General features: G+C 73.5%; 22 protein-coding genes. 12 read left to right on the top strand and 10 right to left on the bottom strand.

What is annotated here, in order from left to right; translation table 11 throughout:
• Positions 1-7: 7 nt before the first annotated feature.
• From ASD33_RS10295 to ASD33_RS10285, 3 genes are all read right to left on the bottom strand, one after another.
• Complete coding sequence (locus tag ASD33_RS10295) at positions 8-1,231, bottom strand: nucleotide disphospho-sugar-binding domain-containing protein (protein ID WP_056556895.1); 1,224 nt, start codon at positions 1,229-1,231, stop codon at positions 8-10.
• A 32-nt stretch (positions 1,232-1,263) separates the two neighbouring features.
• Positions 1,264-2,448 (bottom strand): class I SAM-dependent methyltransferase, encoded by a 1,185-nt coding sequence (locus ASD33_RS10290; RefSeq protein WP_056557057.1) that lies wholly within the window; start codon positions 2,446-2,448, stop codon positions 1,264-1,266.
• 102 nt (positions 2,449-2,550) lie between these two features.
• The gene (locus tag ASD33_RS10285; RefSeq protein WP_056556892.1) at positions 2,551-3,369 is read right to left on the bottom strand and encodes an NAD(P)H-binding protein; all 819 of its coding nucleotides are present in this window, start codon (positions 3,367-3,369) and stop codon (positions 2,551-2,553) included.
• A 182-nt stretch (positions 3,370-3,551) separates the two neighbouring features.
• Between ASD33_RS10285 and ASD33_RS10280 the strand changes: the two genes are divergently transcribed.
• Positions 3,552-4,337 (top strand): SDR family NAD(P)-dependent oxidoreductase, encoded by a 786-nt coding sequence (locus tag ASD33_RS10280; RefSeq protein ID WP_056556889.1) that lies wholly within the window; start codon positions 3,552-3,554, stop codon positions 4,335-4,337.
• A gap of 28 nt (positions 4,338-4,365) precedes the next feature.
• On the opposite strand, the gene ASD33_RS10275 is transcribed toward ASD33_RS10280, so the two are convergent.
• From ASD33_RS10275 to ASD33_RS10265, 3 genes are read right to left on the bottom strand one after another with little or no spacing between them, the layout of a single operon-like run.
• A complete protein-coding gene (locus ASD33_RS10275; protein WP_199863495.1) occupies positions 4,366-5,049 on the bottom strand; it encodes a disulfide bond formation protein DsbA in 684 nt (227 codons plus the stop codon).
• Between the two features lie 57 nt (positions 5,050-5,106).
• The gene (locus tag ASD33_RS10270) at positions 5,107-5,874 is read right to left on the bottom strand and encodes an ABC transporter permease (RefSeq protein ID WP_056556886.1); all 768 of its coding nucleotides are present in this window, start codon (positions 5,872-5,874) and stop codon (positions 5,107-5,109) included.
• Positions 5,875-5,876: 2 nt separating this feature from the next.
• Entirely contained in the window at positions 5,877-6,866 is a 990-nt protein-coding gene (locus tag ASD33_RS10265; RefSeq protein ID WP_056556883.1) for an ATP-binding cassette domain-containing protein, read from the bottom strand.
• 310 nt (positions 6,867-7,176) lie between these two features.
• Here ASD33_RS10265 and ASD33_RS10260 point away from each other — a divergent pair, with 310 nt between their 5' ends.
• Positions 7,177-8,793 (top strand): FAD-binding protein, encoded by a 1,617-nt coding sequence (locus ASD33_RS10260; protein WP_056557051.1) that lies wholly within the window; start codon positions 7,177-7,179, stop codon positions 8,791-8,793.
• A gap of 56 nt (positions 8,794-8,849) precedes the next feature.
• Positions 8,850-9,824, top strand: a complete 975-nt coding sequence (locus tag ASD33_RS10255) for an aromatase/cyclase (RefSeq protein WP_056556879.1) — start codon at positions 8,850-8,852, stop codon at positions 9,822-9,824.
• Between the two features lie 197 nt (positions 9,825-10,021).
• Here ASD33_RS10255 and ASD33_RS10250 read toward each other — a convergent pair whose 3' ends face one another.
• Both ASD33_RS10250 and ASD33_RS10245 read right to left on the bottom strand, forming a co-directional pair.
• A complete protein-coding gene (locus tag ASD33_RS10250; protein WP_056556877.1) occupies positions 10,022-11,245 on the bottom strand; it encodes an acyl-CoA dehydrogenase family protein in 1,224 nt (407 codons plus the stop codon).
• A 17-nt stretch (positions 11,246-11,262) separates the two neighbouring features.
• On the bottom strand, positions 11,263-12,105 hold the full coding sequence (locus ASD33_RS10245; protein ID WP_063991923.1) for an NAD-dependent epimerase/dehydratase family protein: 843 nt from the start codon (positions 12,103-12,105) through the stop codon (positions 11,263-11,265).
• 133 nt (positions 12,106-12,238) lie between these two features.
• Between ASD33_RS10245 and ASD33_RS33655 the strand changes: the two genes are divergently transcribed.
• Genes ASD33_RS33655 through ASD33_RS10215 form a run of 6 tightly spaced genes read left to right on the top strand, consistent with a single transcriptional unit; the run spans position 12,239 to position 19,191 of the window.
• The gene (locus ASD33_RS33655) at positions 12,239-13,591 is read left to right on the top strand and encodes a P450-derived glycosyltransferase activator (protein ID WP_157870020.1); all 1,353 of its coding nucleotides are present in this window, start codon (positions 12,239-12,241) and stop codon (positions 13,589-13,591) included.
• A gap of 35 nt (positions 13,592-13,626) precedes the next feature.
• Positions 13,627-14,838 carry a class I SAM-dependent methyltransferase gene (locus tag ASD33_RS10235; protein ID WP_056556874.1) on the top strand — a complete coding sequence of 404 codons (1,212 nt, stop codon included), beginning with the start codon at positions 13,627-13,629 and terminating at the stop codon, positions 14,836-14,838.
• Positions 14,839-14,892: 54 nt separating this feature from the next.
• Complete coding sequence (gene rfbC, locus ASD33_RS10230; RefSeq protein WP_056556871.1) at positions 14,893-15,507, top strand: dTDP-4-dehydrorhamnose 3,5-epimerase; 615 nt, start codon at positions 14,893-14,895, stop codon at positions 15,505-15,507.
• Positions 15,504-16,445 carry an NAD(P)-dependent oxidoreductase gene (locus ASD33_RS10225; RefSeq protein ID WP_056557048.1) on the top strand — a complete coding sequence of 314 codons (942 nt, stop codon included), beginning with the start codon at positions 15,504-15,506 and terminating at the stop codon, positions 16,443-16,445. The genes rfbC and ASD33_RS10225 overlap by 4 nt, the downstream gene beginning before the upstream one ends.
• Positions 16,442-17,929 (top strand): NDP-hexose 2,3-dehydratase family protein, encoded by a 1,488-nt coding sequence (locus ASD33_RS10220; RefSeq protein WP_056556870.1) that lies wholly within the window; start codon positions 16,442-16,444, stop codon positions 17,927-17,929. The genes ASD33_RS10225 and ASD33_RS10220 overlap by 4 nt, the downstream gene beginning before the upstream one ends.
• Complete coding sequence (locus tag ASD33_RS10215) at positions 17,926-19,191, top strand: class I SAM-dependent methyltransferase (RefSeq protein WP_056556867.1); 1,266 nt, start codon at positions 17,926-17,928, stop codon at positions 19,189-19,191. The genes ASD33_RS10220 and ASD33_RS10215 overlap by 4 nt, the downstream gene beginning before the upstream one ends.
• 81 nt (positions 19,192-19,272) lie before the next feature.
• On the opposite strand, the gene ASD33_RS10210 is transcribed toward ASD33_RS10215, so the two are convergent.
• Positions 19,273-19,710, bottom strand: a complete 438-nt coding sequence (locus tag ASD33_RS10210; protein ID WP_056556864.1) for a nuclear transport factor 2 family protein — start codon at positions 19,708-19,710, stop codon at positions 19,273-19,275.
• A 175-nt stretch (positions 19,711-19,885) separates the two neighbouring features.
• On the opposite strand from ASD33_RS10210, the gene ASD33_RS10205 reads away from it, so the two are divergent.
• Both ASD33_RS10205 and ASD33_RS10200 read left to right on the top strand, forming a co-directional pair.
• Entirely contained in the window at positions 19,886-20,665 is a 780-nt protein-coding gene (locus ASD33_RS10205; protein WP_056556861.1) for a cyclase family protein, read from the top strand.
• Positions 20,666-20,724: 59 nt separating this feature from the next.
• Entirely contained in the window at positions 20,725-21,435 is a 711-nt protein-coding gene (locus tag ASD33_RS10200) for a class I SAM-dependent methyltransferase (protein WP_056556858.1), read from the top strand.
• Between the two features lie 17 nt (positions 21,436-21,452).
• On the opposite strand, the gene rfbA is transcribed toward ASD33_RS10200, so the two are convergent.
• The gene (gene rfbA / locus ASD33_RS10195) at positions 21,453-22,334 is read right to left on the bottom strand and encodes a glucose-1-phosphate thymidylyltransferase RfbA (RefSeq protein WP_056556855.1); all 882 of its coding nucleotides are present in this window, start codon (positions 22,332-22,334) and stop codon (positions 21,453-21,455) included.
• A gap of 129 nt (positions 22,335-22,463) precedes the next feature.
• On the opposite strand from rfbA, the gene ASD33_RS10190 reads away from it, so the two are divergent.
• The gene (locus ASD33_RS10190; RefSeq protein WP_056556849.1) at positions 22,464-23,573 is read left to right on the top strand and encodes a DegT/DnrJ/EryC1/StrS family aminotransferase; all 1,110 of its coding nucleotides are present in this window, start codon (positions 22,464-22,466) and stop codon (positions 23,571-23,573) included.
• The last annotated feature ends 46 nt before the right edge of the window (positions 23,574-23,619 follow it).

Below are 23,619 nucleotides of genomic sequence, written 5' to 3'. Positions count from 1 at the left end.
CCGCCCCTCAGCCCCCCGTCGCCAGCCCCTCCAGCGTCGTGACGAGCGCGGCCGGCGTCGGCGCCTCCGCGGCCTCCTCGCGGAGCCGCCCGGCGGCGGCCCGGTGGGCGCCGTCCTCGATCAGCCGCTCCACGCCGGACCGGATCGCCGCCTCGTCCGCGAGGTGCCCCGGCACGTGCAGCGCCGCGCCGGCCGCGGCCACCCGCTCCCCGGTGACCTGCTGCTCCGCCGCGAAGGTCGCGATGAACTGCGGGACCCCCGCCCACAGGGACGTCAGCGTGCTGCCGCTGCCCCCGTGGTGGACGACGGCGGCGGAGCCCGGCAGCAGCGCGGCCAGCGGCAGGTTCTCCGCCACGCGGACGGACGCCGGGACCGGGCCGAGCGCGGCCACGTCCCGCGCGGTCGCGGTGAGCACGACCTCGGCGTCCAGCCCGTCGAGGGCGGCGACGATCCGGGGGAGCAGATACGAGTCGGGGCCCGAGACGGTGGACAGGGCCGTGGACCAGGTGACGCAGACCCGGGGGCGCTCCGGGGGCCGCGCGGTCCACGCCGGGGCGGGCCCGGCCCCGTTGTACGGGACGTAGCGCACCGGGAGCCGCCCGGCGGCGACCGGCACCTTCAGGGACGCCGGGTTGGGGTCCACGACCCGCTCGATCATCTCCGGGCCGAACGGCCCCAGGCCGTACCGGGCGAACGACCCGCTGCGGTCGGTGGGGACGATCCGCATGTGCTCGGGGTCGTGCGGGCTCGCCGGGCCCCAGAGGCAGAGGGCCGCCGGGACGCCGAGGACCCCGGCCGCCAGCAGCCCTTCCAGGCTCCCCGGGTCGTGCAGCACCAGGTCCGGCCCCCACTCCCGGGCGTAGGCCACGGCCGCGTCGAAGCTGCGCGCCGTCGACGCGTCCAGCTCCGGTGCGAGCTCCCGCTCGAAGTGCCCGGCATCGAACGCGTCGAGCCGGTCGAGCGGTTCGCCCGTCAGCGGATGGGGCGGGAGCCACGGGTACGGCCAGATCCCGTCCACCGCCTCCGCGTGGTACTGCAGCCGCAGCCGCAGGACCTCCTCCATCCCCCCGAGCACCGGTACGGGGACGAGCCCGGCCCGGCCCACCGCCTCCGCCTGTGAGGCGGCGCACAGCACGCGGACCTCGTGGCCGGCCGCCTGGAGCGCCCATCCCAGCGGCACCATCGCCGCGTACTGGGTGGGCCACGTGGACACGGTGAACAGCACGCGCATGCCCGGTCCCCTCCGTCCTTCCTCCCGGCCGCTCACTTGGCGCCGAGCGCGGTCCACACGTCCGCGTCCATCCAGCTGGGCAGGGTGTCCTCCCCGTTCGTCCCCTTCTCCACGAAGACGATGTTGTGGTAGGCGTGCACTCCGGTGACGGTGCTCTGCGTCGGGGTGGGGCGGGTGACGGAGGGCTCGCGGTGCTCCCGGTGGTGCAGGTCGTCGATCAGCTCCTTCACGAGACCCAGGGACGTGTCCGGACCGGCGACACCGCCCGCGCTGCCGCCGAAGTCGGTGAAGTACGCGGTCTGGAGGTCCTCGATCACGTACAGGCCACCGGGCCGTACGTACGGGAAGAGGGTCCGGAACGAGGTGCGGACGTGCTCGTTCACATGGCTGCCGTCGTCGATGACGATGTCGAACGGGCCGTGTTCCCGGGCCAGTCGGGTCAGGAAGTCCGGGTCGTTCTGGTCGCCGACGAGGGCCGTGAGGCGGGGCTCGGTCAGCGCCGTCTTGTCGTAGATGTCCAGGCCGAAGACGGAGCCCCGGGGGAAGTAGCGCTTCCACATCTTCAGGGAGCCGCCGCCGAGGTCGTCGTCGAAGCCGCCGATGCCGATCTCCAGGACCCGCACCGGCCGGTCCCGGTACGGGGCGAAGTGGCGCGCGTAGTGCGCCGTGTACCAGTGGAAGCTGGCCCACTTGTCGGAGCCGTAACGGATCGAGAGTTCGCCCAGGTCGGGCGAGCGTCCGGTGCAGCCGGCCATCAGGGTCGAGGTGGCCTGCGCCGCCGCGCGCAGCACCGTGTTCATCTCGGCGAGCAGCTCCCGCACCCGCTCCGGCTCCTCGGGCGTCGGCACGAAGGAGTTGTGGAAGTCCCCGGTGCGCGGGGAGTCCGCCGGCCCGTAGAGCCGGCGGACCAGTCCCGCCGCCGTGAAGGTCACCCGCGAGCGCACCCGTACGGAGTCGTCGCCGACCACGCGGATCGGTTCGTCGCGCACCATGCGCAGGACGGCGGAGTGCCGCTCCCCGCCGTGGGTGACGTCCAGCGCCACTTCGACGGGGGCGGTGTTGACCGGATCGGGGCAGCGGAACAGCACCTCCGCGACGAGGACCCGTGCCACGTCCGTCAGACCGGACTCCTTGAGCACGGCGTCGATCTCGTCGTCGGAGCCGGCTCCGGCCCGGACCAGCCGTCGGATCAGGGCGTTCTGTGCGACATCCACCATGAGGGCGTTTCCCATCGGTCCGCGAAGAGGGTCCCGACCACCGTCGACGGACCGGCTGGAGCCCCGCTCAACCGCCGCTGAACGCCCTCGGGAGGCGGTCCGTCAGAAGTCCGCCCGATGGTCGGCCACCCACTGGGCGAAGGTGCGGGCCGGCCGTCCGGTGACCCGCTCGGCGGTGGGCCCCACCGGCACGTCCACCGGGTCCTGGAGCAGCCAGTCGACCGCTTCGGCGGGCATGCCCTGCCCCAGCCACAGCGTCCGGGCCGCGTCCACCGTCAGCTCCTCGAAGCGGATCGCGCGGCCGAGGACCTCGCCGAGCACGCGCACCTGCTCGGCCTTGGCCAGGGACTCGGGACCCGAGAAGGAGTACGCCTTCCCGGCATGCCCGTCCTCCAGCAGCGCCGTCACCGCCACGTCGGCGATGTCGGCCTCGTGCACGGGAGTGCTGCGCGTCGCGCCGAACGGGGCGCGGACGACGCCCTCGGCCCGGATCGAGGGGGCCCACCAGTCCAGCAGGTTGGCCATGAACTCGCCCGGCCTGACATGGGTCCACTCGACGCCGGAGGCCTCCACCGCCCGCTCCACCGCCGTGTGGTGGTCGCCGCTGTAGTCGCCGTCGGCGTACTCGGCGGCCACGGAGGAGAGCACGACGATCCGGCGCACCCCCGCCTTGACGGCCCGCGCGGTGAACTCCTCGGCGGTCCCCGGCAGGGGGAAGAGATACGCCCGGTCGACGCCCGCCAGGGCCGCGTCGAGGCTCGCCGGGTCGGCGAGGTCGCCCCGGACCGTCTCCACCCCCTCCGGCAGCGAGGCGCGCTCGGGCGAACGCGTCATCGCGCGGACCCGCTCACCCGCCTCCAGCAGCCCCGCCACCACGTGCCGGCCCACGTTCCCCGTGGCACCCGTCACCAGAACGGTCATGATCCTTCTCCTTCTCTCTCCTTGTGTGTCCGGCGGGTCCGGTCCCGGACCCGCCGACGTTTCCCGGCCGTTCTCTCGAACGGCTCGAACCGCGGTGAAGCGCCCCGTCGACCGCCTGTCGAGCGCCCGTTGCCACCCTCGGGCGGCGTACGCACATCCGATGCCACGATCCGGGAGGAACCATGACCGGCACCGAAGGACGGGTCGCCGTCGTCACCGGGGCGACCAGCGGGATCGGCCTCGCCGTCGCCCGCTCGCTCGGCAGGGACGGCCTGCGGGTCTTCCTCTGCGCGCGGGACGCCGACGCCGTCGCCGCCACCGTCAAACTCCTGCGCGAGGAGGGAGTGGACGCCGACGGGCAGGCCTGCGACGTGCGCTCCACCGAGCAGGTGGACGCCCTGGTCCGCGCCGCCGTCGAGCGGTTCGGTCCGATCGACGTCCTCGTGAACAACGCCGGACGCAGTGGCGGCGGCCCCACGGCGGAGCTGACGGACGAACTGTGGCTGGACGTCGTCGACACCAATCTCCACAGTGTGTTCCGGGTGACCCGGGCGGTCCTGAACGCCGGCGGCATGCTCGGCCGAGGCAGCGGACGCGTCGTCAACATCGCCTCCACCGGCGGGAAGCAGGGCGTGGTGCTCGGTGCGCCGTACTCGGCGTCGAAGCACGCCGTCGTCGGCTTCACCAAGGCGCTCGGCCTGGAGCTGGCCAAGACCGGCGTCACGGTCAACGCCGTCTGCCCCGGGTACGTCGAGACGCCGATGGCGGAGCGGGTCCGCGCGGGATACGCGGCCGCCTGGGACATCTCCACCGAGGCCGTCCTCGAACGGTTCCAGGCGAAGATCCCGCTGGGCCGGTACACCACCCCCGAGGAGGTGGCGGGCCTGGTCGGCTATCTGATCACCGACACGGCCGCCCCGATCACCGCCCAGGCGCTCAACGTCTGCGGCGGCCTCGGCAACTACTGACACACCCCGCCCGCCCTCGCGGGCCCGGTCACACCGGATCGGCATCCGCTCCGGTCACGTCCGGGTCCGGGTCGGCGGGCCTTCCCTTGAGCGCGTGGAACCCGGGGGTGCCGGCCACGAGCAGCGTCCCGTCCCACAGCCGTCCCGCCGCCTCGCCCTTCGGCACCAGGGAGACCACAGGACCGAAGAAGGCCAGCGGCGGGCCGTCCGGAGCCGCCGGATCGCCGACGGCGACCACCGGCGTCCCGGGCCGGGGGCCGAGCAGCTCCGCGGCCCGCGCGTGCGAGGCCCTCAACTCCCCGTCGTAGTCGGTGGAGTTCCCGGCCTTCGCGAGTTCCACGGGAAGGCCGGCGTGGGCCAGGGCCAGGGCCGGATCGTTGATCCACCGCGCGCCGCCGGCAGGGTCCCCGGGGCCGCCGAGATCCGCCCACAGCGAGGCGTGGAAGCGGGCCAGTGCCTCCTGGCCGTGGTGGTGCCGGACGGCGGTGGCGATCCGCACCGGCACCATCAGATACCCCTCCGGATCGCCCTCGGGGTCGTCGTCCCGGCCCTCGGCGAGGAGGGACAGGCTCATCACGTGCCAGCGCGGCTCCAGCGGCCGGACCGACGCGGCCTCCCGCAGCCAGCGGGCGGTCAGCCAGGTGTAGGGACAGGCGGGGTCGAACCAGAAGTCCACGGTGCGGGTGGGGCCCGGGATGGCTTCGGCGGTCACGGGGAAGGTGCTCCTTCGCGTACGGAATCGGCTGCGGACGGATCGTCGGACGGCGTGTCACACCGAGGCGTTGCGCATGCCCCGGATGCCCGCGACGACCCCGAGGACCGCGACGGCCGTCGCCGCGAGGATCCCGTACAGCACGCCCGTCTCGGCGAACCGGCCGTCGAACAGGGCACGTTCGGCCTCGACCACGTACGTCGCGGGGTTGATCCGGCTCAGCACGTACAGCCAGGTGGGGGCCGAAGCCTCCGTGATGGGCAGCAGGACCCCGGAGAGCAGCAGCAGCGGGAAGAAGATCATCTGCTGCACGCCGTAGAACAGGGTCTGCTGCTTGCGGGAGTGGAGCGCGAGGGTGAACGAGAGCGCGCCGACCCCGATGCCGAAGACGGTCAGCAGCGCCAGGCCCGCCAGGGCGCCGAGCGGGTGGAGCCGGAAGTCGGTCGGCAGCAGCAGGGCGAGGATCAACAGGGCCTGCGCCAGCAGGATCACGACCTCCTTGAGCGCCCGTCCGACGAGCATCGCGGCCCGGTTCAGCGGGGTCACGAGCATGCGCTCGAAGGCTCCCGAGGACATCTCGTTGAGGAGGGAGGCGCCCGCCCCCGCCGTGGCGGAGAGGGCCAGCAGGACGAGCATACCCGGCACGAACCACTGCCAGGGCGAGCCGGTCCCGCCGCCCGCGGCGGGGTTGTCCGGGAGCAGGGGTGCGAAGAGGGCGAGGAAGAGGAAGGGCAGCAGCATCGTGAAGAGCAGGCCGGCCGGCTGGCGCAGTTCGGGCCCCAGCTCGCGGGCGAACGCGGTGCGGGTGTCGTTGAGCACCTTCATGGTCAGGCTCCGTCGTGCGTGGCGGTGGGGGCGGTGGAGTCGGCGCTCTCCCGCAGGGTGCGGCCGGTCAGGCCGAGGAAGACGTCGTCGAGGGTGGGGCGGGCCAGCCGGGCGGTGAGCACCCGCACGCCGACGTCCTCCAGGCTCCTCAGCAGGACCGGGAGTACGGCGTCCCCGTGGGGGGTGCGGACGCGCACCTCCGCGCCGTCGACCTCCACCTCGTGGACGGTGGTCAGGCCGCGGGCGAGTTCGGCGGCGCGGTCGGCGTCGGCGCGGTCGGCGGCGCCCAGGGTGATGCGGTCGCCGGCCAGGTCGGCCTTGAGCTTCTCGGGGGAGTCGTCGGCGATCACCCGGCCGTGGTCGACCACCATCACCCGGCGGGCCCAGAGGTCCGCCTCCTCCAGGTAGTGGGTGGTGAAGACGACCGTGGTGCCGAGCTCCTTGTGCAGCCGCAGCACGTGCTCCCAGATGTTGGCGCGACTGTGCGGGTCGAGCCCGGTGGTGGGCTCGTCGAGGAAGAGGAGTTCCGGTTCGTGGACCAGGGCCATGGCGATGTCCAGGCGGCGGCGCTGGCCGCCCGACAGGGTGCCGACCGTCCGCGCGGCGAGGCCCTCCAGTTCGAGGGCGGCCAGCAGCCGGTCCGCCCGGGCGCGGGCGTCCGCGCGGGGCAGACCGTAGGCGCGGCCCTGGGTGACCAGTTCGTCGACGACCCGGAAGGTGCTGCCGGCGCTGTTGCCCTGGCCGAGGTAGCCGATGCGGCGGCGGACACCCGAAGGGTCGGCCGTGACGTCGTGTCCGGCGACGACGGCGGTCCCGGAGGTCGGCCGGAGCAGTGTGGTCAGCATCCGCAGACTGGTGGTCTTCCCGGCGCCGTTGGGGCCGAGGAAGGCGACCACGGAGCCGGCTTCGATGTCGAGGTCGAGGCCGCGCACGGCTTCGACGGTCTCTCCTTTGACGCGGAAGCTGCGGGTGAGCCCGCGGGTGTGGATCATGGGTTCTCCCGTACGGGGGTCAGGGGGTGTTCACGGGGGTTCCGGCCCGTGTCCGGACCTGCCGGCTCGGTTCCTGGGCAGGGGGAGGGAAGCCAGAGGCTCTGGGCTCTTGACTTATTCGAGCTTAGAAGCGTTAATGACGTCTTTGTCAGCCTCCCTGACAGTCTCGATCCGCCTTTCGAACCGCCCCTTCCGGCCCTGTCCGCCGCCGTCGTACCAGCGCGATTCCACCGTCCCGCCAGCGAGCGCGCGCAGGCTGGCCGCCGGCGAGGCGACCGGCCGCGGCCGGCAGGAAAGGACGGTGCTCCCCTTGGCACGACTGACGCGCAGACGGCTGCTCGAACTCCCGGCGCTCACCGGGGGCGCCGTACTCCTCGGCGGCCCGGCCGCCTCCGCCCCCGACGCGAGACGTCCGGAGACGCTGGGACCGGTGGTGCTGGAACCGGACGACCCCCGGTACACCGAACTCACCACCCGCGGGTACAACGGCCGCTTCACCGGCTCCCCGGACCGCGTGCACCTGGTCGGCTCGGCGGAGCAGGTGGTCCGGGCGGTGGAGGAGGCGGCCCGGGACCGCGCGCGGGTCGCGGTCCGCAGCGGCGGCCACTGCTTCGAGAACTTCGTCGACGACCCGGCCGTACGGGTCCTCGTCGACGTCTCCGAGATGACGGCCGTCACCTACGACCCGAAGCGACGGGTCTTCGTCGTCGAGGCGGGCGCCACCCTCGGGCGGGTCTACCGCACCCTCTACCTCGGATGGGGCGTCACCCTGCCCGGCGGCGGCTGTCCGGCCGTCGGCGTGGGCGGCCACGTCGCGGGCGGCGGGTACGGCGCGCTCTCACGCCGGTACGGGCTCGTCGTCGACCACCTCCACGGCGTCGAGGTCGTCGTCACCGATCCGTCGGGAAGGGCGCGCCTCGTGACGGCCACCCGGGAGTCCACCGGCGCCGAACGCGAGCTGTGGTGGGCCCACACCGGCGGAGGCGGCGGCAACTTCGGTGTCGTCACCCGCTACTTGTTCCGGACGCCCGGTGCCACCGGCGGCCCCGGCGAACTGCTGCCCCGGCCGCCCGGCGCGGTCCGCTCCACCTCCCTCTCCTGGCAGTGGCGGGACCTGGACCGCCCGGCCTTCACCCGGCTCCTGCGCGCCCACGGCGACTGGCACCGGCGGCACGCCGGCTCCGGCTCGCCGTACGGGGAGATGTCCAGCGGGCTCACCCTCGGCCACCGGGCGAACGGGACGATCACGGTGGACGCCGCGCTCGACGCGGCCCACCCCCACGCGCAGCGGCTCCTCGACGCCTTCGCCGCCGGGCTCACCGCGGCGGCCGGGGTCCCGCACACCGCGTCCTCGGCGACGACGCCGTGGCTGAAGTCCGTCCTCGGCGGCGTCCAGTGGCCCGGCGGGGCCCGGTTCAAGTCCACCTCCACCCTGCTCCGCGAGCCCTGGGACGACCGGCAGACCGGCGTCCTCCACGACCATCTGAACCGCGGCGGCCCGGAGTTCGCCACCGCCGCCGTCTACCTCACCTTCCTCGGCGGACGGATCGCCGCCGTGCCCCCGGACGCCACCGCCATGCCCCACCGGGACGCCCTCTTCAGCGCCGTGCACGAGGCCCTGTGGGGCGAGGAGGAACAGACCGAACGCCAACTCGCCTGGGTACGGAACCTCTACGCGGACCTCCACGCCGACACCGGCGGCGTCCCGGTGCCGAACGAGGCCAACAGCGGCGCCTACGTCAACTACCCGGACACCGACCTCGCCGACCCCCTGCGCAACACCTCGGGAGTGCCCTGGAGCACCCTCTACCACCGCGACGGCTACGCACGGCTGAGCCGGGTCAAGGAACGCTGGGACCCGCTCGACCTGTTCCACCACGCGCTCTCCGTGCGCCCGCCCGGCGCCGAGCCGTCGTCGAGTTCCTGACCAGGGACGGCGCGGAAGCTTGCGCCGCAGACCCGGAGCCGAGCTGGAGGAGGACCATGTCACACCCCCGGACCACCCACCGCACCGAGCACACGATCACGGTGGCCGCCCCGGCACGCCGCGTCTTCGGCCTGATCGTCGACGTCGGCCGATGGCCGGAGACCTTCCCGCCCACCGTGCACGTGGAGCGCGTCGAGCACACCGAACACGCCGGCCGGAGCACGACGGAGGAACGCATCCGGATCTGGGCCACCGCCAACGGCGCGGTCAAGGCCTGGACCTCGCGCAGGGAACTGGACCACGACCGCCTCCGCGTCACCTTCCGCCAGGAGGTCTCCCAGCCGCCGGTGGCGGCCATGGGCGGGGAATGGATCGTCGAGGCGCTCGACGACGCCCACACCCGGGTCCGGCTGCTGCACGACTTCCGGGCCGTCGGCGACGACCCCGACAACATCGCGTGGATCGAGCGGGCGATCGACCGCAACAGCGGCGCCGAACTGGACGCGCTGCGCACCGGGGCCGAACGGACCGGGGACGCCGAGGCCCTGACCCTGACCTTCGAGGACACCGTCGAGGTCGACGGCGACACCGCGGCCGCCTACGCGTTCGTCGACCGCGCGGACCTCTGGCCCGCGCGCCTGCCGCACGTGGCTCGCGCCGTGCTGGAGGAGGAGGTGCCCGGGATCCAGAGCCTGGAGATGGAGACCGTGACGCCGGACGGCTCCACCCACACCACGCGCTCCGTCCGGATCTGCTTCCCTGACGAGCGCATCGTCTACAAGCAGCTGCACACCCCCGCCCTGATGGCGGCGCACACCGGGCGGTGGCTGTTCGAGCGGGACACGGCCGGGGCCCGGATCACCTCCGTCCACACCGTGGTCCTCGACGAGAAGGCCATCACGGAGGTCCTGGGACCGGACGCGACCGTCGCCGACGCCAGGGCTTTCGTCCGCGGCGCCCTCGGTCGCAACAGCACCACCACCATGGAACACGCGGCCGCCCACGCCCGGGAGGCCGCTCCGGACGCCTGAGCCGGGGGAGGCCCGGGAGACCGGCGGGGCGGGGGCCGGCCGACGAGCCCCCGCCCGGCCCGGCCGATGAGCCCCCGCCCGGCCCGGCCGACGAGCCCCCGCCGGGCCCGGCCGATGAGCCTCCAGCCCGGCCCGGCCCGGCCGGAAGGGGAGGGACGGGACACCCCGTCCCTCCCCTTCCGTACGCCCCCGGCGGCTCAGTCCTTCGGACCGCCCAGCGCCGCCTCGGAGAGCCACTCCACCGCGTCGGGATAGGTGAACGGGTGCATGAACGCGCCCGCCCGGACGTCCCGGTAGAGCCGCGCCAGCGGATGCGACCCGGCGTAGGACGCGCCGCCGATCACCGTCACGCAGTCCGCGACGGTCTCCGGCGCCAGCCGGTTGACCATCATCTTCGCCCGCTGGAAGTCGAACATCATGCGCCGGCCGCGCTCCAGCGGATCGCCGTCGAACTCGTACGCCAGGTGGTCCGCCGCCGAGAGCGTGCCCGCCACCGTCGTCCGCAGCGCGTGCAACCGGGCCTCGATCTCCGCGAGGAGCGCGCGTACCCCCGCCGCGGGCGCGCCCGCGCGCCGGGTCAGCTCCGCCACCACGAGGTCCCGGGCCGCCTGCGCGACGCCCACGTAGATCCCCAGCATGGTGATCGAACTGACGGTCTGTCCGGCCAGGGCCGCGTCGTCGCGCTCCCCGAGCGGCCCCCGCAGGAACACGTCCTCCAGGCGCACCGGGCAGTCCTCCAGGAGGATGTCGACGCTGCCGGAGGCCCGCATGCCGAGCCCGTCCCAGTCGTCCAGGACGGTCAGCCCCGGGGTGTCCCGGGGAAGCACGGCGGCCGCCGACCGGGTCACCCCCGCCACCTCCACCCGCGCCGAGACCACGAAGTCGGTGGCGATCGGCGCCATGCTCGCCAGCGTCTTGCGGCCCGACAGCAGCCAGCCGCCGTCCGGCGCCGGACGCAGCCGGGTGACCACCCGGCCCCCGCCCGCGTCCTTCACCGTCGTGCACACCACCGCCTCGCCCGACCCCATGCCCCGGAGCAGCCGCTCGGCCAGCGCCCGGGCCCGCGCGTCCCCGTGCCGCCACTCGTGAGTGAGCGTCAGCCCCCGGCTGAGCTGCATGTGCAGGGCGAGCGCGGTCGACGCGTCCGCCTCGGCCACGGTCGTCAGGGCCAGGCAGACGTCGTGCAGCGAGGAGACGCCCAGCCCGCCGAGTTCCGCCGGCACGGTGGCCCCGAGCACCCCGCCCTCCCGGAGCCGCCCGAAGACCTCGGCCGGGAAGGCGCCGTCCCGGTCCCCCTGCCGCGCCCCGTCCCGTATCAGGGGGAGGTGCGGCTCCAGGAGCGTGAGCAGCGCGCCGCCCGAGGAGGTCCTCGCCTCGCGCAGGTCCGCCGTGACCGCCCGGCCCTTGTCGTACGTCGCCATCGCGTTCCCCGCATCCTTCACTCGTCCCCGGCCGCCCGGTGCGGCGGGAGGGCCCGATGATGTCCGGCGCCGTTCGACGACCGTTGGAACGCCGCTCTCGCCCCGTCCTCCGCCGGCCACGCGCCCGTCTCGCGGAGGTAGCGGTCCAGGGCGAGCCGGTGGTACCCCGGCCCGAAGACCGAACCGGCCGGCTCGGGCACCAGGGCCCGCAGCTTCTCCACCGACGGGCAGTGCGAGAAGGCGCTCTCGCCCCCGCCCATCACCTCCTCCACGGCGTCGAGGCCCAGCCGGCGCTTCAGGTGGGCGACGACCTCGACGACGTCCACACAGTCGCCCGAGGCCACGTTCACCGTCTCGTCGCGCACCCCGGAGGCCAGCAGCCGGTCGACCAGCCCGACGAAGTCCGCGACGTGCAGCAGATCGCGCCGGGCACCGGGGTGCACCCGGACCCGCCCCGCCCGCACCTGCGACACCAGGGCGGGCACCAGCCGGAAGCCGGGCCCGTGCGGCCCCAGGACGTAGGAGAGGCGCAGCACGAGGTACGCCGCCCCGGACTCGCGGACCGTCGCCTCCAGGTCGAACTTGTGGCGGCCGTAGCGCGTGGTGGGGACGATCGGGTCGTCCTCGCGGCCCCGGCAGCCGGGACCGCCGTACATGCTGACGGTGGAGAAGAAGACCAGCAGCTCGCCCCGGCTCCGGCAGCGCGCGACCGTCTCGCGGACGAGCGCGGCCTCCCGCTCGTGCTCGGAATCCGGCAGGTGCTGGCGCGGCACGCCCGCCGCCAGCACCGTCACTCCGGGGTGCGCCGCGCGCAGCGGCCACAGGTGCCGGGCGATGAAACCCTTGCCGATGATGTCCATGACCGCGTGACCCTAGGGGGCCGCTGCCACGCTCCCCTCGTGACCGGCTCGACGGACCGGCCGGGCCGGAGCCAAGGGAAGTCGAGAGAGGGTCGAGGAGGCCTGCCTAGCGTCCCTCCCCATGGTGGCGAGCATGACCGACAGTGCGCTGGGACGCGTCCTGCTGACCCTGCGCGGAGTCCAGTGGATCCTGGGCACGAAAGACGACCCGTACGCCCTGATGCTGCGTGCGGCCGGAGACGACCGGGCCGAACTGGGCCGCCGCGTCCGCGAGCGGGGACCCCTCTCCTGGAGCAGCGCCGGCGCGTGGGCGACGGCCGACCACGAGGTGGTCACGGCCGCGCTGGCAGACCGGCGCCTCACGCCCCGGCCCCCCGGCGCCGGCCCCGCGCCGGGGGAGCCGGCCGGGGAACCGGCCCCGTGGGACGTGCCGTCCCTGCGGGAGGCCCTGCCGCTCGCCGGGCTTCCGGCGGAGCTCGACCGGGAGGAGTACGAACGGCTGCGGCGATGGGCCGCGCCCGTGATCGAGGGGGCCGCGCGGCGGGGCAGGTCCGCGGCGGCCGTACGGGCCTACCGGCGCCGTGCGTCGGCGGTGGGGGAGCGGTTCGACCTGATGGACGACCTGCTCCGGCCCGCCACGGTGGACGCCGGGCGCGTCCTGCTCGGCGTACCGGAGCACGAGGCCGACCGCTTCGCGGATCTCTGCGGGCGGCTCACCGGCGTCCTCGACGCCACGCTCTGCCCGCCGAGGCTGGACACGGCCCGCCGGTACGACGCCGCGCTGCCGGAACTCCTGGCGCTGCTCCGGCCGTCGGCGTCGCCGGACGGCTCCGGAGACCCCACCACCCACGACGCGCGCCGCACGGCGGACCCAGGCACCGCCGCCCGGTCCGGCCTCCCCCGCCGCCTCGCGGCGACCCCGTCCCCCGACGGCCCCCGGCCGCCCGAGGACGTCCTGACGGTCTGCGCCCTGCTGGCCCTGGTCGGCCTCCCCGCCGCCGCCACCCTCGCGGGCAACGCCGTCGAACTCCTCCTCGACCGTCCGGAGCAGTGGCGGGACCTGTGCGAGGACCCCGGTCTCGCGCCCGCCGCCGTCGCCGAGACGCTGCTCCACGCGCCGCCCGTCCGCCTGCACCGGCTGTACGCGCGCGAGGACCTGGAACTCGCCGGGACCCCGGTGGCGGCGGACGAGGAGGTCGTCCTCCTCACCGAGGCGGCCCACCGCGACCCCCGCCGGTACCGCGACCCGGACCGGTTCAGCCTCCACCGCCCCGCCCGCGACCGGCACCCCTTCTCCGAGGAGGGCCGTGCCGACGGCCTCGTCGGTCCCGCGGTCCGGGCCGCGGCCGAGGCCGCGCTCCGGGTGCTGGCCGAGGAGCTGCCCGGCCTGACCAGGACCGACGAGGTGCTGCGCGGCCTCCGGTCCCCGATCACCGGCGGCGTGTTCCGCTTTCCCGTCGCCCGCCAAGGAAACGTCCGGCGGTAAGTCCGCCCCGGACCCTATGAACCGAGGAAGGCCCCATGTGCCGTGTCTGTGGAGGATCCGTCCGTCCGTTCTTCGACTTCGGGCTCCAGCCCCTCTCCGACGCGTTCGTGGACCCCGGCCGCGTCGACGACGAGTTCTTCTACCCCCTCGCCGTGGGCAGCTGCGGGTCCTGCGGCATGACCCAGCTCCTTGAGGAGGTCCCCCGGGACCGGATGTTCCACGAGGCGTACCCGTACCACTCCTCGGGCTCCGTCCACATGCGACGGCACTTCGAGCAGACCGCGGGCCGGCTCTCCCGTGAACACCTGCGCGGCCCCGACCCGTTCGTGGTGGAGATCGGCTGCAACGACGGGGTGATGCTGCGGGCCCTCGCCAAGGAGGGCATCCGGCACCTGGGCGTCGAGCCCTCCGGCGGCGTCGCCGAACTCGCCCGCCAGCAGGGGGTCCGGGTCCTCAACGAGTTCTTCGAGGAGTCCACGGCGGCCGGCATCGCGGCCGCCGACGGACCGGCCGACCTGGTCTACTCCGCCAACACCATCTGCCACATCCCGTATCTCGACTCGGTCTTCCGGGGCCTCGACACCCTGCTGGCCCCGGACGGTGCCTTCGTCTTCGAGGACCCCTACCTCGGCGACATCCTGGAGCGCACCTCCTTCGACCAGATCTACGACGAGCACTTCTACTTCTTCACCGTGCGCTCGGTGAGCGCCGCCGCCGCGCGCTTCGGCTTCGAGGTCGTCGACGTCGAACGGCTGCCGGTGCACGGCGGCGAGGTCCGCTACACCCTCAAGCGCGCGGGCCGTGCCGTGCCGAGCCCCGCCGTCGCCGCGCTGATCGCCGAGGAGGACGCCAAGGGGATCGGCACCCCCGAGGTCTTCGACGCCTTCGCCGCGGGGATCGAGCGCGTCCGTACCGAACTGACCACGCTCCTGCGGGAGCTGCGTGCGGAAGGCAAGCGGGTCGTCGGCTACGGCGCCACGGCCAAGAGCGCCACCGTCACCAACTTCTGCGGCATCGGCCCCGAGTCGGTCGAGTGGGTGTGCGACGTGACTCCGGCCAAGCACGGGAAGCTCATGCCGGGTTCGCACATCCCGGTCCGCCCCACCGAGGCGCTCGGCCACCCCTACCCGGACTACGCGGTCCTGTTCGCCTGGAACCACGCCGAGGAGATCATGGCGAAGGAACGGCTGTTCCGTGAGTCCGGCGGGCGCTGGATCGTGTACGTCCCCGAGGTCCGTGTCCTCTGACCGAGACCACCGCCGGCCAGGCCGGCACCACCACAAGCAACCGAGGACGGTGTCATGCAGTCGCGACAGCTCGCCGTGGAAGGCGCGTTCGAGTTCCGGCCGAAGATCTTCACCGACGAACGGGGGCTCTTCGTCTCCCCGTTCCAGGAGACGGCCGCCCGAGAGGCCCTGGGACACCCGCTGTTCCCGGTGGCCCAGACCAACCACAGCGTCTCCCGGCGCGGAACGATCCGGGGCGCCCACTACACCCTGACGCCCCCGGGCATCGCCAAGTACGTCTACTGCGCGCGCGGCAGCGCGCTGGACATCGTGATCGACGTCCGGGTCGGCTCGCCCACCTACGGCAGGTCGGAGACGGTCCTGCTCGACCAGGAGGACTTCCGGGCCGTGTACTTCCCCGTCGGCGTCGCCCACGCCTTCGTGGCGCTGGAGGACCGGACGGTGATGTCGTACATGCTGTCCGGGGAGTACGCGCCGCAGAACGAGCTGGCCCTCTCCGTCTTCGACCCGGTGCTCGGACTCTCCCTGCCGACGGACGTCGAGCCGGTCATGTCGGAACGGGACCTGGCCGCACCCACCCTGGAGACGGCGGAGAAGTCCGGCACCCTCCCGGACTACCGCACCTGCCTGGAGGTCGAACGGGCGCTGTGTGGCGGCCCGGTCCGGTGACCGCCGGTCGACGGCCCGCCGTCGCCGTGTTCGGCGCGACGGGCTGCGTGGGCCGCGCGGTGACCGCCGCGTTCGCGGCGGCGGGCTCGCCCGTCCTCCGGGTGGCCCGCCGCCGCCCCCCGGACACGACCGGCCGGTTCCTCGCCCTGGACGCGGCGGCCACCGACCCCGCCGAGCTCGCCGGCCTGCTGGCCGCCGCCCGTGTGGACACCGTCGTCAACGCGACCGGCGGCTGGGTCACCGGCGAGGCGGAGAACGACCGCGTCCACGCCCGCCTCGTGGAGAACCTGCTCGCCGCGCTGGCCCGGCTGCCGGACCGGATCCGCCTGGTGCAGATCGGCTCCGTCCACGAGTACGGCCCGCTGCCCGTCGGCACCGCCGCCGAGGAGACCCGGGCGCCCCGCCCGGTCACCGCGTACGGGCGCAGCAAGCTCGCCGGGGCCGAGGCCGTCCTCGACGCCACCCGCGCGGGGCTGGTGGACGGGGTGGTCCTGCGCGTGGTCAACCTCTGCGGCCCGGGCGCCGAGGTCGGCTTCCTCGGCGCCGCGCTCCGGCGGCTGCTCGCCGCCACCCCAGAACGGCCCGCCGAACTGACCGTCGCCGACGCCCGCCGGGACTTCCTGGACGTGCGGGACCTGGCCGCCGCCGTCCTCGCCGCCGCGACCGCCCCCGTCGTCGGACAGGTGATCAACGTGGGCCGCGGCGAAGCCGTACCGGTGGCCCGCCTGCTCGACCTGCTCGTCGCCGCGGCCGGACCCCCGCCGGGCGCCGTCCGGCTCCGTACCGCACCGGTCGAGTCCCGGGGCGGCGACTGGACCCGTGTCGACATCGGCCGCGCGGCCCGGTCGCTGGGCTGGCGCCCGGCCCTGGACCTGCCCGAATCGATCAAGGACATGTGGGACGCGTCCCGCGCGGACCACCCAGTGGAGCAGCCATGACCGCAGCCATCACGCGCACCGCGAGCCGCCCGCGCGACGCCGCCACCCCCTTGCGCGTCGCCGCCTCCGCGGCCGCCCGCGAGGGCGGGCGCAGCTCGTACGAGGCGTTCCACGACTGGTACGCCGCGGCGTCCGCACGCACCTTCACCCGGGTGGAGCGGGTGCCGCTCGACGAGCTCACCGGCTGGGAGACCGAGCCCGGCACCGGCAACCTGCGCCACCACACCGGAGGCTTCTTCACGGTGGAGGGCCTCGACGTGCGGATGCCGGCCGGACCGGTCCCGGCGTGGAGCCAGCCGATCATCAACCAGCCCGAGGTCGGCGTGCTGGGCATCCTGGTCAAGGAGTTCGACGGCGTCCTGCACTGCCTGATGCAGGCCAAGGTCGAGCCCGGCAACGCCAACGGCGTACAGATCTCCCCGACCGTCCAGGCCACCCGCAGCAACTACACCGGCGTCCACGGCGGCCGGCCCGTCCCCTACCTCGACCGGTTCCGCAGTCCCGGAGCCCACGGCCCGCTCGTCGACGTACGGCAGTCCGAACAGGGTTCCGCCTTCCACCACAAACGGAACCGGAACATGGTGGTCGAGGCGCACGGCGAGGTGGAGGTCCACGAGGGCTTCCACTGGCTGACCCTCGGGCAACTCCACCGGCTCCTCGCCGAGGACGACGTGGTCAACATGGACGCCCGCACGGTCCTGTCCTGTCTGCCCTTCGCCCACGCCGAGCTGGCCCGGGAACTCGGCCCGCCCACCGACCCCTTCCGGGCGGCCCTCTTCCGTTCCTGCGACCCCTCGGCCGGTGTCCGGCACCCCTCGGGCGCCGTCCTCAGCTGGATCACCGAGGCCCGAACCCGCACCGAGGTCCACGCCCGCCGCGTCCCGCTGGCCGGGCTGCCCGGCTGGCACCGCACCCCCGAACGTGTCTCGCACGCCTCCGGAGCCTTCTTCGACGTCATCGGAGTCCGCGTGGAGGCCGGCGGCCGGGAGGTCGCCCACTGGTCCCAGCCGATGATCGAACCGCACGGCACCGGTGTCGTCGCCTTCCTCACCCGCTCCTTCGACGGAGTCCTGCACGTCCTGATGAACGCCCGGGTCGAAGCGGGCTACATGGACGTGGTCGAGCTGGCGCCGACCGTCCAGTGCACCCCCGCCTCCTACGAGCACCTGCCGAGGAGCGCCCGCCCCCGCTACCTCGACGCGGTGGAGGGCGCGGACCCGTCGCGGATCCGCTTCCAGTCGGTCCTCTCCGAGGAGGGCGGCCGTTTCCACCACGCGCGCAACCGCTATCTGATCGTCGACACCGACGTCGACGTCCCGCCCGACGACCCCGACTACCGGTGGATGACCGTCCACCAGCTCGTCGAGCTGCTGCGGCACAGCCACTACCTGAACATCCAGGCGCGCAGCCTGGTGGCCTGTCTGCAGAGCCTGCTGATGCCGGACGCACCGGCGCCGGCCACGGAGAGGAAGGACCGGGCATGAACGCCCAGAACGTACGGCCCGTCACCAGCTGCCGGGTGTGCGGTGGTTCGGACTGGCAGGACGTGGTCGACCTCGGCGAGGTGCCGCTGGCCAACGCGTTCCTGGAACCGGCCGCCTCCTACGAGGACGAGCCGGCCTACCCGCTCGGCGTGATCTCCTGCCGCTCCTGCCGGCTGATGAGCGTCACCCACGTCGTCGACCCCGAGGTGATGTACCGCACGTACAGCTACGTCACCTCCGACTCGGAGACCATCACCCGGCACATGGAGTTCGTCGCCACCACCTGCCGGGAGCGCGCCGGGTTCGCCGCCGGCGACCTGGTCGTGGAACTGGGCAGCAACACCGGCCAGCAACTGGAGGCCTTCGCCCGCCAGGGGTGCCGCGTGCTCGGCGTGGACCCCGCCCGCAACCTCGCGGCCGTCGCCGACGCCCGCGGCATCCCCACCCTGCCCGAGTTCTTCACCGAGGCCACCGCCTCCGCAGTACGCCGCTCCCACGGCCCCGCGCGCCTCGTCCTCGGCCGCCACGTCTTCGCCCACATCGACGACCTCGCCGGAGTCCTCGCCGGGGTGCGCGCCCTGCTCGCGCCCGACGGGGTGTTCGCCGTCGAAGTCCCGTACGCGGTCGACCTGCTGGAGAAGTACGCCTTCGACACCATCTACCACGAGCACCTGTCGTACTTCCTCGTCCGCACCCTCGACACCCTCTTCACCCGGCACGGACTGAGCCTCTTCGACGTCGAGCGGCTCCCGGTCCACGGCGGCTCCCTCCTGGTCCTCGTGGGAAGGACCGAGGCCCGTCGCCCCGTCACCGACGCGGTCGGCGCGCTGAGGGCGGCCGAGGAACGGGCCGGGCTCGGCTCCGACGCCGCCTACCGGGAGTTCGCCCGGGGCGTCCGGAACGTCCGCGAGGAGCTTCCCGCCCTGGTCCGCTCCCTGATCGCGGAGGGGGAGCGGATCGCCGGCTACGGGGCCTCGGCGAAGGGCACCACGATCCTCAACGTCTGCGGCCTCGGGGCCGACGAGGTGGCCTACTGCACCGACACCACCACGCTGAAACAGGGCAAGGTCCTGCCCGGCACCCACATCCCGGTGCGCAGCCCCGGCGACGCCCGGAGCGACCCGCCCGACGTCTATCTGATGCTGGCGTGGAACTACGCGGACGAGATCCTCCGCAAGGAGGCGGACTTCCTGCGGGCCGGAGGCCGGTTCGTCCTGCCCTTCCCCAAGCCCGCGGTCGTCTCGGCCGACACCCTCCGCTGACGGGAGCCCCGCGGTACGCGCGAGCCCGGTGGGACGTCACCACGACGTCCCACCGGGCTCGTCCGCCTCCCGGGCGCCCGCTCAGGGCCGGTCGTCGCGGGTCACGTACCGTTCGCGCACCCGCCACGCGCCGTCCTCCACGACCAGCACGTCCTCGCACACGCACATCAGGAGCAGGCGCGGCGCCTGGTCCCGCAGCGTCGCCACCACCTGCACGTACGAGCGCACCCGCACCGCGCCGTCCGCGTCGGGCTCGTCCACCTCGGCCGTGGTCAGCACGTGCCGGCGCACCTCACCGGCGGCGGCGAGCTCCTTGTGCGCCGCGCGGACGCCCGCCGCCAGGGCGGCCCGCCCGCGGACGGGCTCGGGCAGCGAGGGCGGTGCGAACAGCCCGTCCTCGGTGAAGGTGGCGGCCCAGCCCTCGGCGTCGCCCGAGTCCAGCAGCCGCATCTGCCGGGCATGGAACCGCTGGATGTCGGCGCACAGCGACGCGTACGCCGTGCTGACGGTCTCGCTCACGGGTCTCCCTCCTCGCCCGCCGGTCGCGGGCCGCTTCCTCCGATGCTCGCCCGGCCCCTTGGAACCGGACTCGTGCCCGGCGGGCCCCGGACTCCAGCCCGGCTCGACCGTCGCTCCGGCCCCGCCCGCGAGGATGCCGACCCTGAACCCGGCCCCGATCCCCTGGAGGTGCGCCGTGAGGCTCATCGACCTGTCCTCGGCGGTGGACGCGGCGCTCTGGGAACCCGATCCCGTCGAGCACCACGTCCTCACCCCCCGCGAGGGCGCCCTGCACATGAGCGAGGAGATGCGCACCCACTTCGGCGTCTCCTTCGACCCCGACGAACTCCCCGACGGCGAGTTCCTGTCCCTCGACCGCCTCACGCTCACCACCCACACCGGCACCCATGTGGACGCGCCCTCCCACTACGGATCCCGGGCGGGCTACGGCGACGGCGTGCCCCGGAACATCGACCAGCTGCCGTTGGACTGGTTCCTGCGCCCGGGAACGGTGCTGGACCTCACCGACGTGCCGCCCGGCGTCATCGGCGCGGACCGCCTGGAGAAGGAGTTCGCCCGCATCGGCCGCGTCCCGGACCCGAAGGACATCGTCCTGCTGCACACCGGCGCCCAGCGCCACCGGGGGACCGCCCGGTACTTCACCGACTTCGCCGGCCTCGACGGCCCCGCCGTCCACCTCCTCCTCGACCTCGGCGTCCGGGTCATCGGAACGGACGCGTTCAGCCTGGACGCCCCCTTCGGCGACATCATCGCCCGCTACCGGGCCACCGGTGACCCCGATGTGCTCTGGCCCGCGCACATGATCGGCCGGGACCGCGAGTACTGCCAGATCGAGCGGCTGGACAACCTGGAGGCGCTCCCCGGACCGTACGGCTTCCAGGTCTCCTGCCTTCCGGTGAAGATCGCCGGCGCCGGGGCCGGCTGGGCCCGCGCGGTCGCCCTCGTCGAGGAGTGACACCACCGGCGTCCGGCGCCGCTTCCGTACCCACGACCCGACCCCTCCGAAGGAGGCCGATGTACGGCCACGACCTGGCGGACGTCTACGAACTTGTCTACCGGTCCCGCGGCAAGGACTGGTCGGCCGAGGCCGCCGACGTCACCCGTCTCATCCGGGACCGGCTGCCCGCCGCCGACTCCCTGCTGGACGTCGCCTGCGGCACCGGCGCCCACCTGGAGGCCTTCGACGGCCTCTTCGCCCACACCGAGGGGCTCGAACTCTCCGCGGCCATGCTGGAACGCGCCGCAGCCCGGCTCCCCGGAGTCCCCCTCCACCAGGGCGACATGCGCGCCTTCGGCCTCGGCCGAACCTTCGACGCCGTGGTGTGCCTCTTCACCGCCATCGGCTATCTGAGGTCCGTGCCGGACATGCGGCAGGCGGTCGCCGCCATGGCCCGGCACCTGCGCCCCGGAGGAGTGCTCGTCGTCGAACCCTGGTGGTTCCCCGAGCGGTTCCTCGACGGCTACGTCGCCGGCGACCTGGCGAGCGACGAGCACCGGACCGTCGCCCGGGTCTCGCACTCCACCCGCGAGGGCCGCACCACGCGGATGGAGGTCCGGTTCGTGGTCGGCGAGGCCGCCGGCATCAGGGAGTTCACCGAGGTCGACCTCCTCACCCTGTTCACCCTGGACGAGTACCTGTCCGCCTTCGCGGACGCCGGGTGCCCGGCGGAGTACGTCCGGCCGGAGTGGACGGCACGCGGACTCTTCGTCGCGCGCCGCCCCTGAGACGCCGGGGAGCACCCTCACACCGCGGAGGGGTGCTCCCCGGCGATGGCCATCACATAGCGCCCGTACTCCGAGTTCCCGAGCCGGGCCCCCAGCCGGTGGCACTCCTCGGGACCGATGAAGCCCCGCCGCAGGGCCACCTCCTCGACGCAGGCGATCCGCACCCCCTGACGCTCCTCCAGGGTGCGCACGTACTGGGCCGCCTGGAGCAGCGACTCCGGGGTCCCGGTGTCCAGCCAGGCGAAGCCCCGGCCGAGCTCCCTCAGCCGGGCCCGCCCGCGCTCCATGTACACCCGGTTCAGATCGGTGATCTCCAGCTCGCCGCGTGCCGAGGGCCGCAGCGCGGCGGCCCGCTCGACCACGTCGTTGTCGTAGAAGTAGAGGCCGGTGATCGCACGGTTCGAGCGGGGCCGGTCCGGCTTCTCCTCGATGGATATCAGCATTCCGTCCTCATCGGTCTCGCCGACCCCGTACCGCTCGGGATCGTGCACCTCGTAACCGAAGAGAAGGCACCCGTCGAGGTTCTCCCGCTCTTTTCTGAGTACTTCGGAGAAGGAATGTCCGTGGAATATGTTGTCGCCGAGCACCAGCGCCACGGAATCGTCCCCGATATGGTCGGCGCCGATGACGAAGGCCTCCGCGATGCCGTTCGGCTTGGGCTGCTCCGCGTAGTCGATGCGAAGCCCGAGCTGGCTGCCGTCGCCGAGCAGGCGCCGGAACTGCGGCAGGTCATGAGGGGTGCTGATGATGAGGATGTCCCTGATGTCCGCCAGCATCAGCACCGACAGCGGGTAGTAGATCATCGGTTTGTCGCCGACCGGCAGGAGCTGCTTGGAAACGGCCAGCGTGATCGGATGCAAACGGCTTCCCGTACCTCCGGCCAGAATGATTCCTTTCATGGCCGCGATGCTATCCAGGCGATATCGGGGGTCACAAGGACGGAAATGCCGAGTCGAGGTGCAATCGAGCTGGATGCGAGGACGATCCGCTGAGATATGTGCGCATCCGAGCGGAAATGGAGAATGTCTGTGACCATTCGTGTATGGGGATATCTGGACGAGTACGCGGCGGAGCGCGAGGAGATCCTCGACGCGGTGGACACCGTCTTCGGCTCGGGCCGGCTGGTCCTCGCCGACAGCGTCCGGTCGTTCGAGGAGGAGTTCGCCGCCCGCCTCGGGGCCCGGCACTGCGTCGGGGTGGACAACGGCACCAACGCCGTCAAACTCGGCCTGGAGGCCCTCGGAGTGGGACCCGGGGACGAGGTGATCACCGTCTCCAACACCGCCGCCCCGACCGTCGTCGCCATCGTCGGCACCGGAGCCACCCCGGTCTTCGTCGACGTGGGCGAGGACCACCTCATGGACGTCTCGCAGGTCGAGGCCGCCCTCACCCCCCGCACCCGCTGCCTGCTCCCGGTCCACCTCTACGGCCAGTGCGTCGACATGGCGCCCCTGGAGGAGCTGGCCGCCCGCCACGGCCTGGCCGTTCTCGAGGACTGCGCCCAGGCCCACGGAGCCCGCCACCACGGCCGCACGGCCGGGACCATGGGCACCGCCGCCGCCTTCTCGTTCTACCCGACCAAGGTCCTCGGCGCGTACGGGGACGGCGGCGCGGTCCTCACCTCCGACGACGAGGTCGACGGCCGGCTGCGCCGCCTGCGGTACTACGGCATGGAGGAGCGGTACTACGTCACCGCCCTGCCCGCCCACAACAGCCGCCTCGACGAGGTCCAGGCCGAGATCCTGCGCCGCAAGCTCCGCCGGCTCGACAGCTATGTCGCGGCCCGCCGCGAGATCGCCCGGCGGTACGCCGAAGGGCTCGGCGACACCGGGCTCGTCCTCCCGCGGACCGCGCCGGGCAACGACCACGTGTACTACGTGTACGTGGTCCGCCATCCGCGCCGGGACGCGATCATGGAGGCGCTCCGCGAGCGGGACATCGAACTGAACATCAGCTACCCCTGGCCGATCCACACGATGGCGGGCTTCGCCCACCTCGGCCACCGGGAGGGCTCCCTGCCGGTCACCGAGCGGCTCGCCCGCGAGATCTTCTCGCTGCCCATGTACCCCTCGCTGGCCCCGGAGGAGCAGGACAAGGTCGTGGAGGCCCTCCGCGAGGTCCTCACGACCCTCTCCTGACCCGCTTCCCGACCCCGACTCGGACCCCGGCTCCCGGCCGGGGTCC

Origin of the sequence: Streptomyces sp. Root1304 (assembly GCF_001426405.1) — a bacterium.
Taxonomy (GTDB): Bacteria; Actinomycetota; Actinomycetes; order Streptomycetales; family Streptomycetaceae; genus Streptomyces.
The sequence above is the reverse complement of the archived record's forward strand: the minus strand, read 5'-3'. Positions and strand labels throughout refer to the sequence as shown.

Excerpts from the sequence above, each read along its gene's own strand:
- ASD33_RS10265 (WP_056556883.1), bottom strand. The coding sequence starts at position 6,866 with ATGATCCACACCCGCGGGCTCACCCGCAGCTTCCGCGTCAAAGGAGAG.
- ASD33_RS10250 (WP_056556877.1), bottom strand. The coding sequence starts at position 11,245 with ATGGCGACGTACGACAAGGGCCGGGCGGTCACGGCGGACCTGCGCGAG.
- ASD33_RS10235 (WP_056556874.1), top strand. The coding sequence starts at position 13,627 with ATGTGCCGTGTCTGTGGAGGATCCGTCCGTCCGTTCTTCGACTTCGGG.
- ASD33_RS10280 (WP_056556889.1), top strand. The coding sequence starts at position 3,552 with ATGACCGGCACCGAAGGACGGGTCGCCGTCGTCACCGGGGCGACCAGC.
- ASD33_RS10270 (WP_056556886.1), bottom strand. The coding sequence starts at position 5,874 with ATGAAGGTGCTCAACGACACCCGCACCGCGTTCGCCCGCGAGCTGGGG.
- ASD33_RS10220 (WP_056556870.1), top strand. The coding sequence starts at position 16,442 with ATGACCGCAGCCATCACGCGCACCGCGAGCCGCCCGCGCGACGCCGCC.
- rfbA (WP_056556855.1), bottom strand. The coding sequence starts at position 22,334 with ATGAAAGGAATCATTCTGGCCGGAGGTACGGGAAGCCGTTTGCATCCG.
- ASD33_RS10245 (WP_063991923.1), bottom strand. The coding sequence starts at position 12,105 with ATGGACATCATCGGCAAGGGTTTCATCGCCCGGCACCTGTGGCCGCTG.
- ASD33_RS10290 (WP_056557057.1), bottom strand. The coding sequence starts at position 2,448 with ATGGTGGATGTCGCACAGAACGCCCTGATCCGACGGCTGGTCCGGGCC.
- ASD33_RS10200 (WP_056556858.1), top strand. The coding sequence starts at position 20,725 with ATGTACGGCCACGACCTGGCGGACGTCTACGAACTTGTCTACCGGTCC.
- ASD33_RS10255 (WP_056556879.1), top strand. The coding sequence starts at position 8,850 with ATGTCACACCCCCGGACCACCCACCGCACCGAGCACACGATCACGGTG.
- rfbC (WP_056556871.1), top strand. The coding sequence starts at position 14,893 with ATGCAGTCGCGACAGCTCGCCGTGGAAGGCGCGTTCGAGTTCCGGCCG.
- ASD33_RS10215 (WP_056556867.1), top strand. The coding sequence starts at position 17,926 with ATGAACGCCCAGAACGTACGGCCCGTCACCAGCTGCCGGGTGTGCGGT.
- ASD33_RS10285 (WP_056556892.1), bottom strand. The coding sequence starts at position 3,369 with ATGACCGTTCTGGTGACGGGTGCCACGGGGAACGTGGGCCGGCACGTG.
- ASD33_RS33655 (WP_157870020.1), top strand. The coding sequence starts at position 12,239 with ATGACCGACAGTGCGCTGGGACGCGTCCTGCTGACCCTGCGCGGAGTC.
- ASD33_RS10295 (WP_056556895.1), bottom strand. The coding sequence starts at position 1,231 with ATGCGCGTGCTGTTCACCGTGTCCACGTGGCCCACCCAGTACGCGGCG.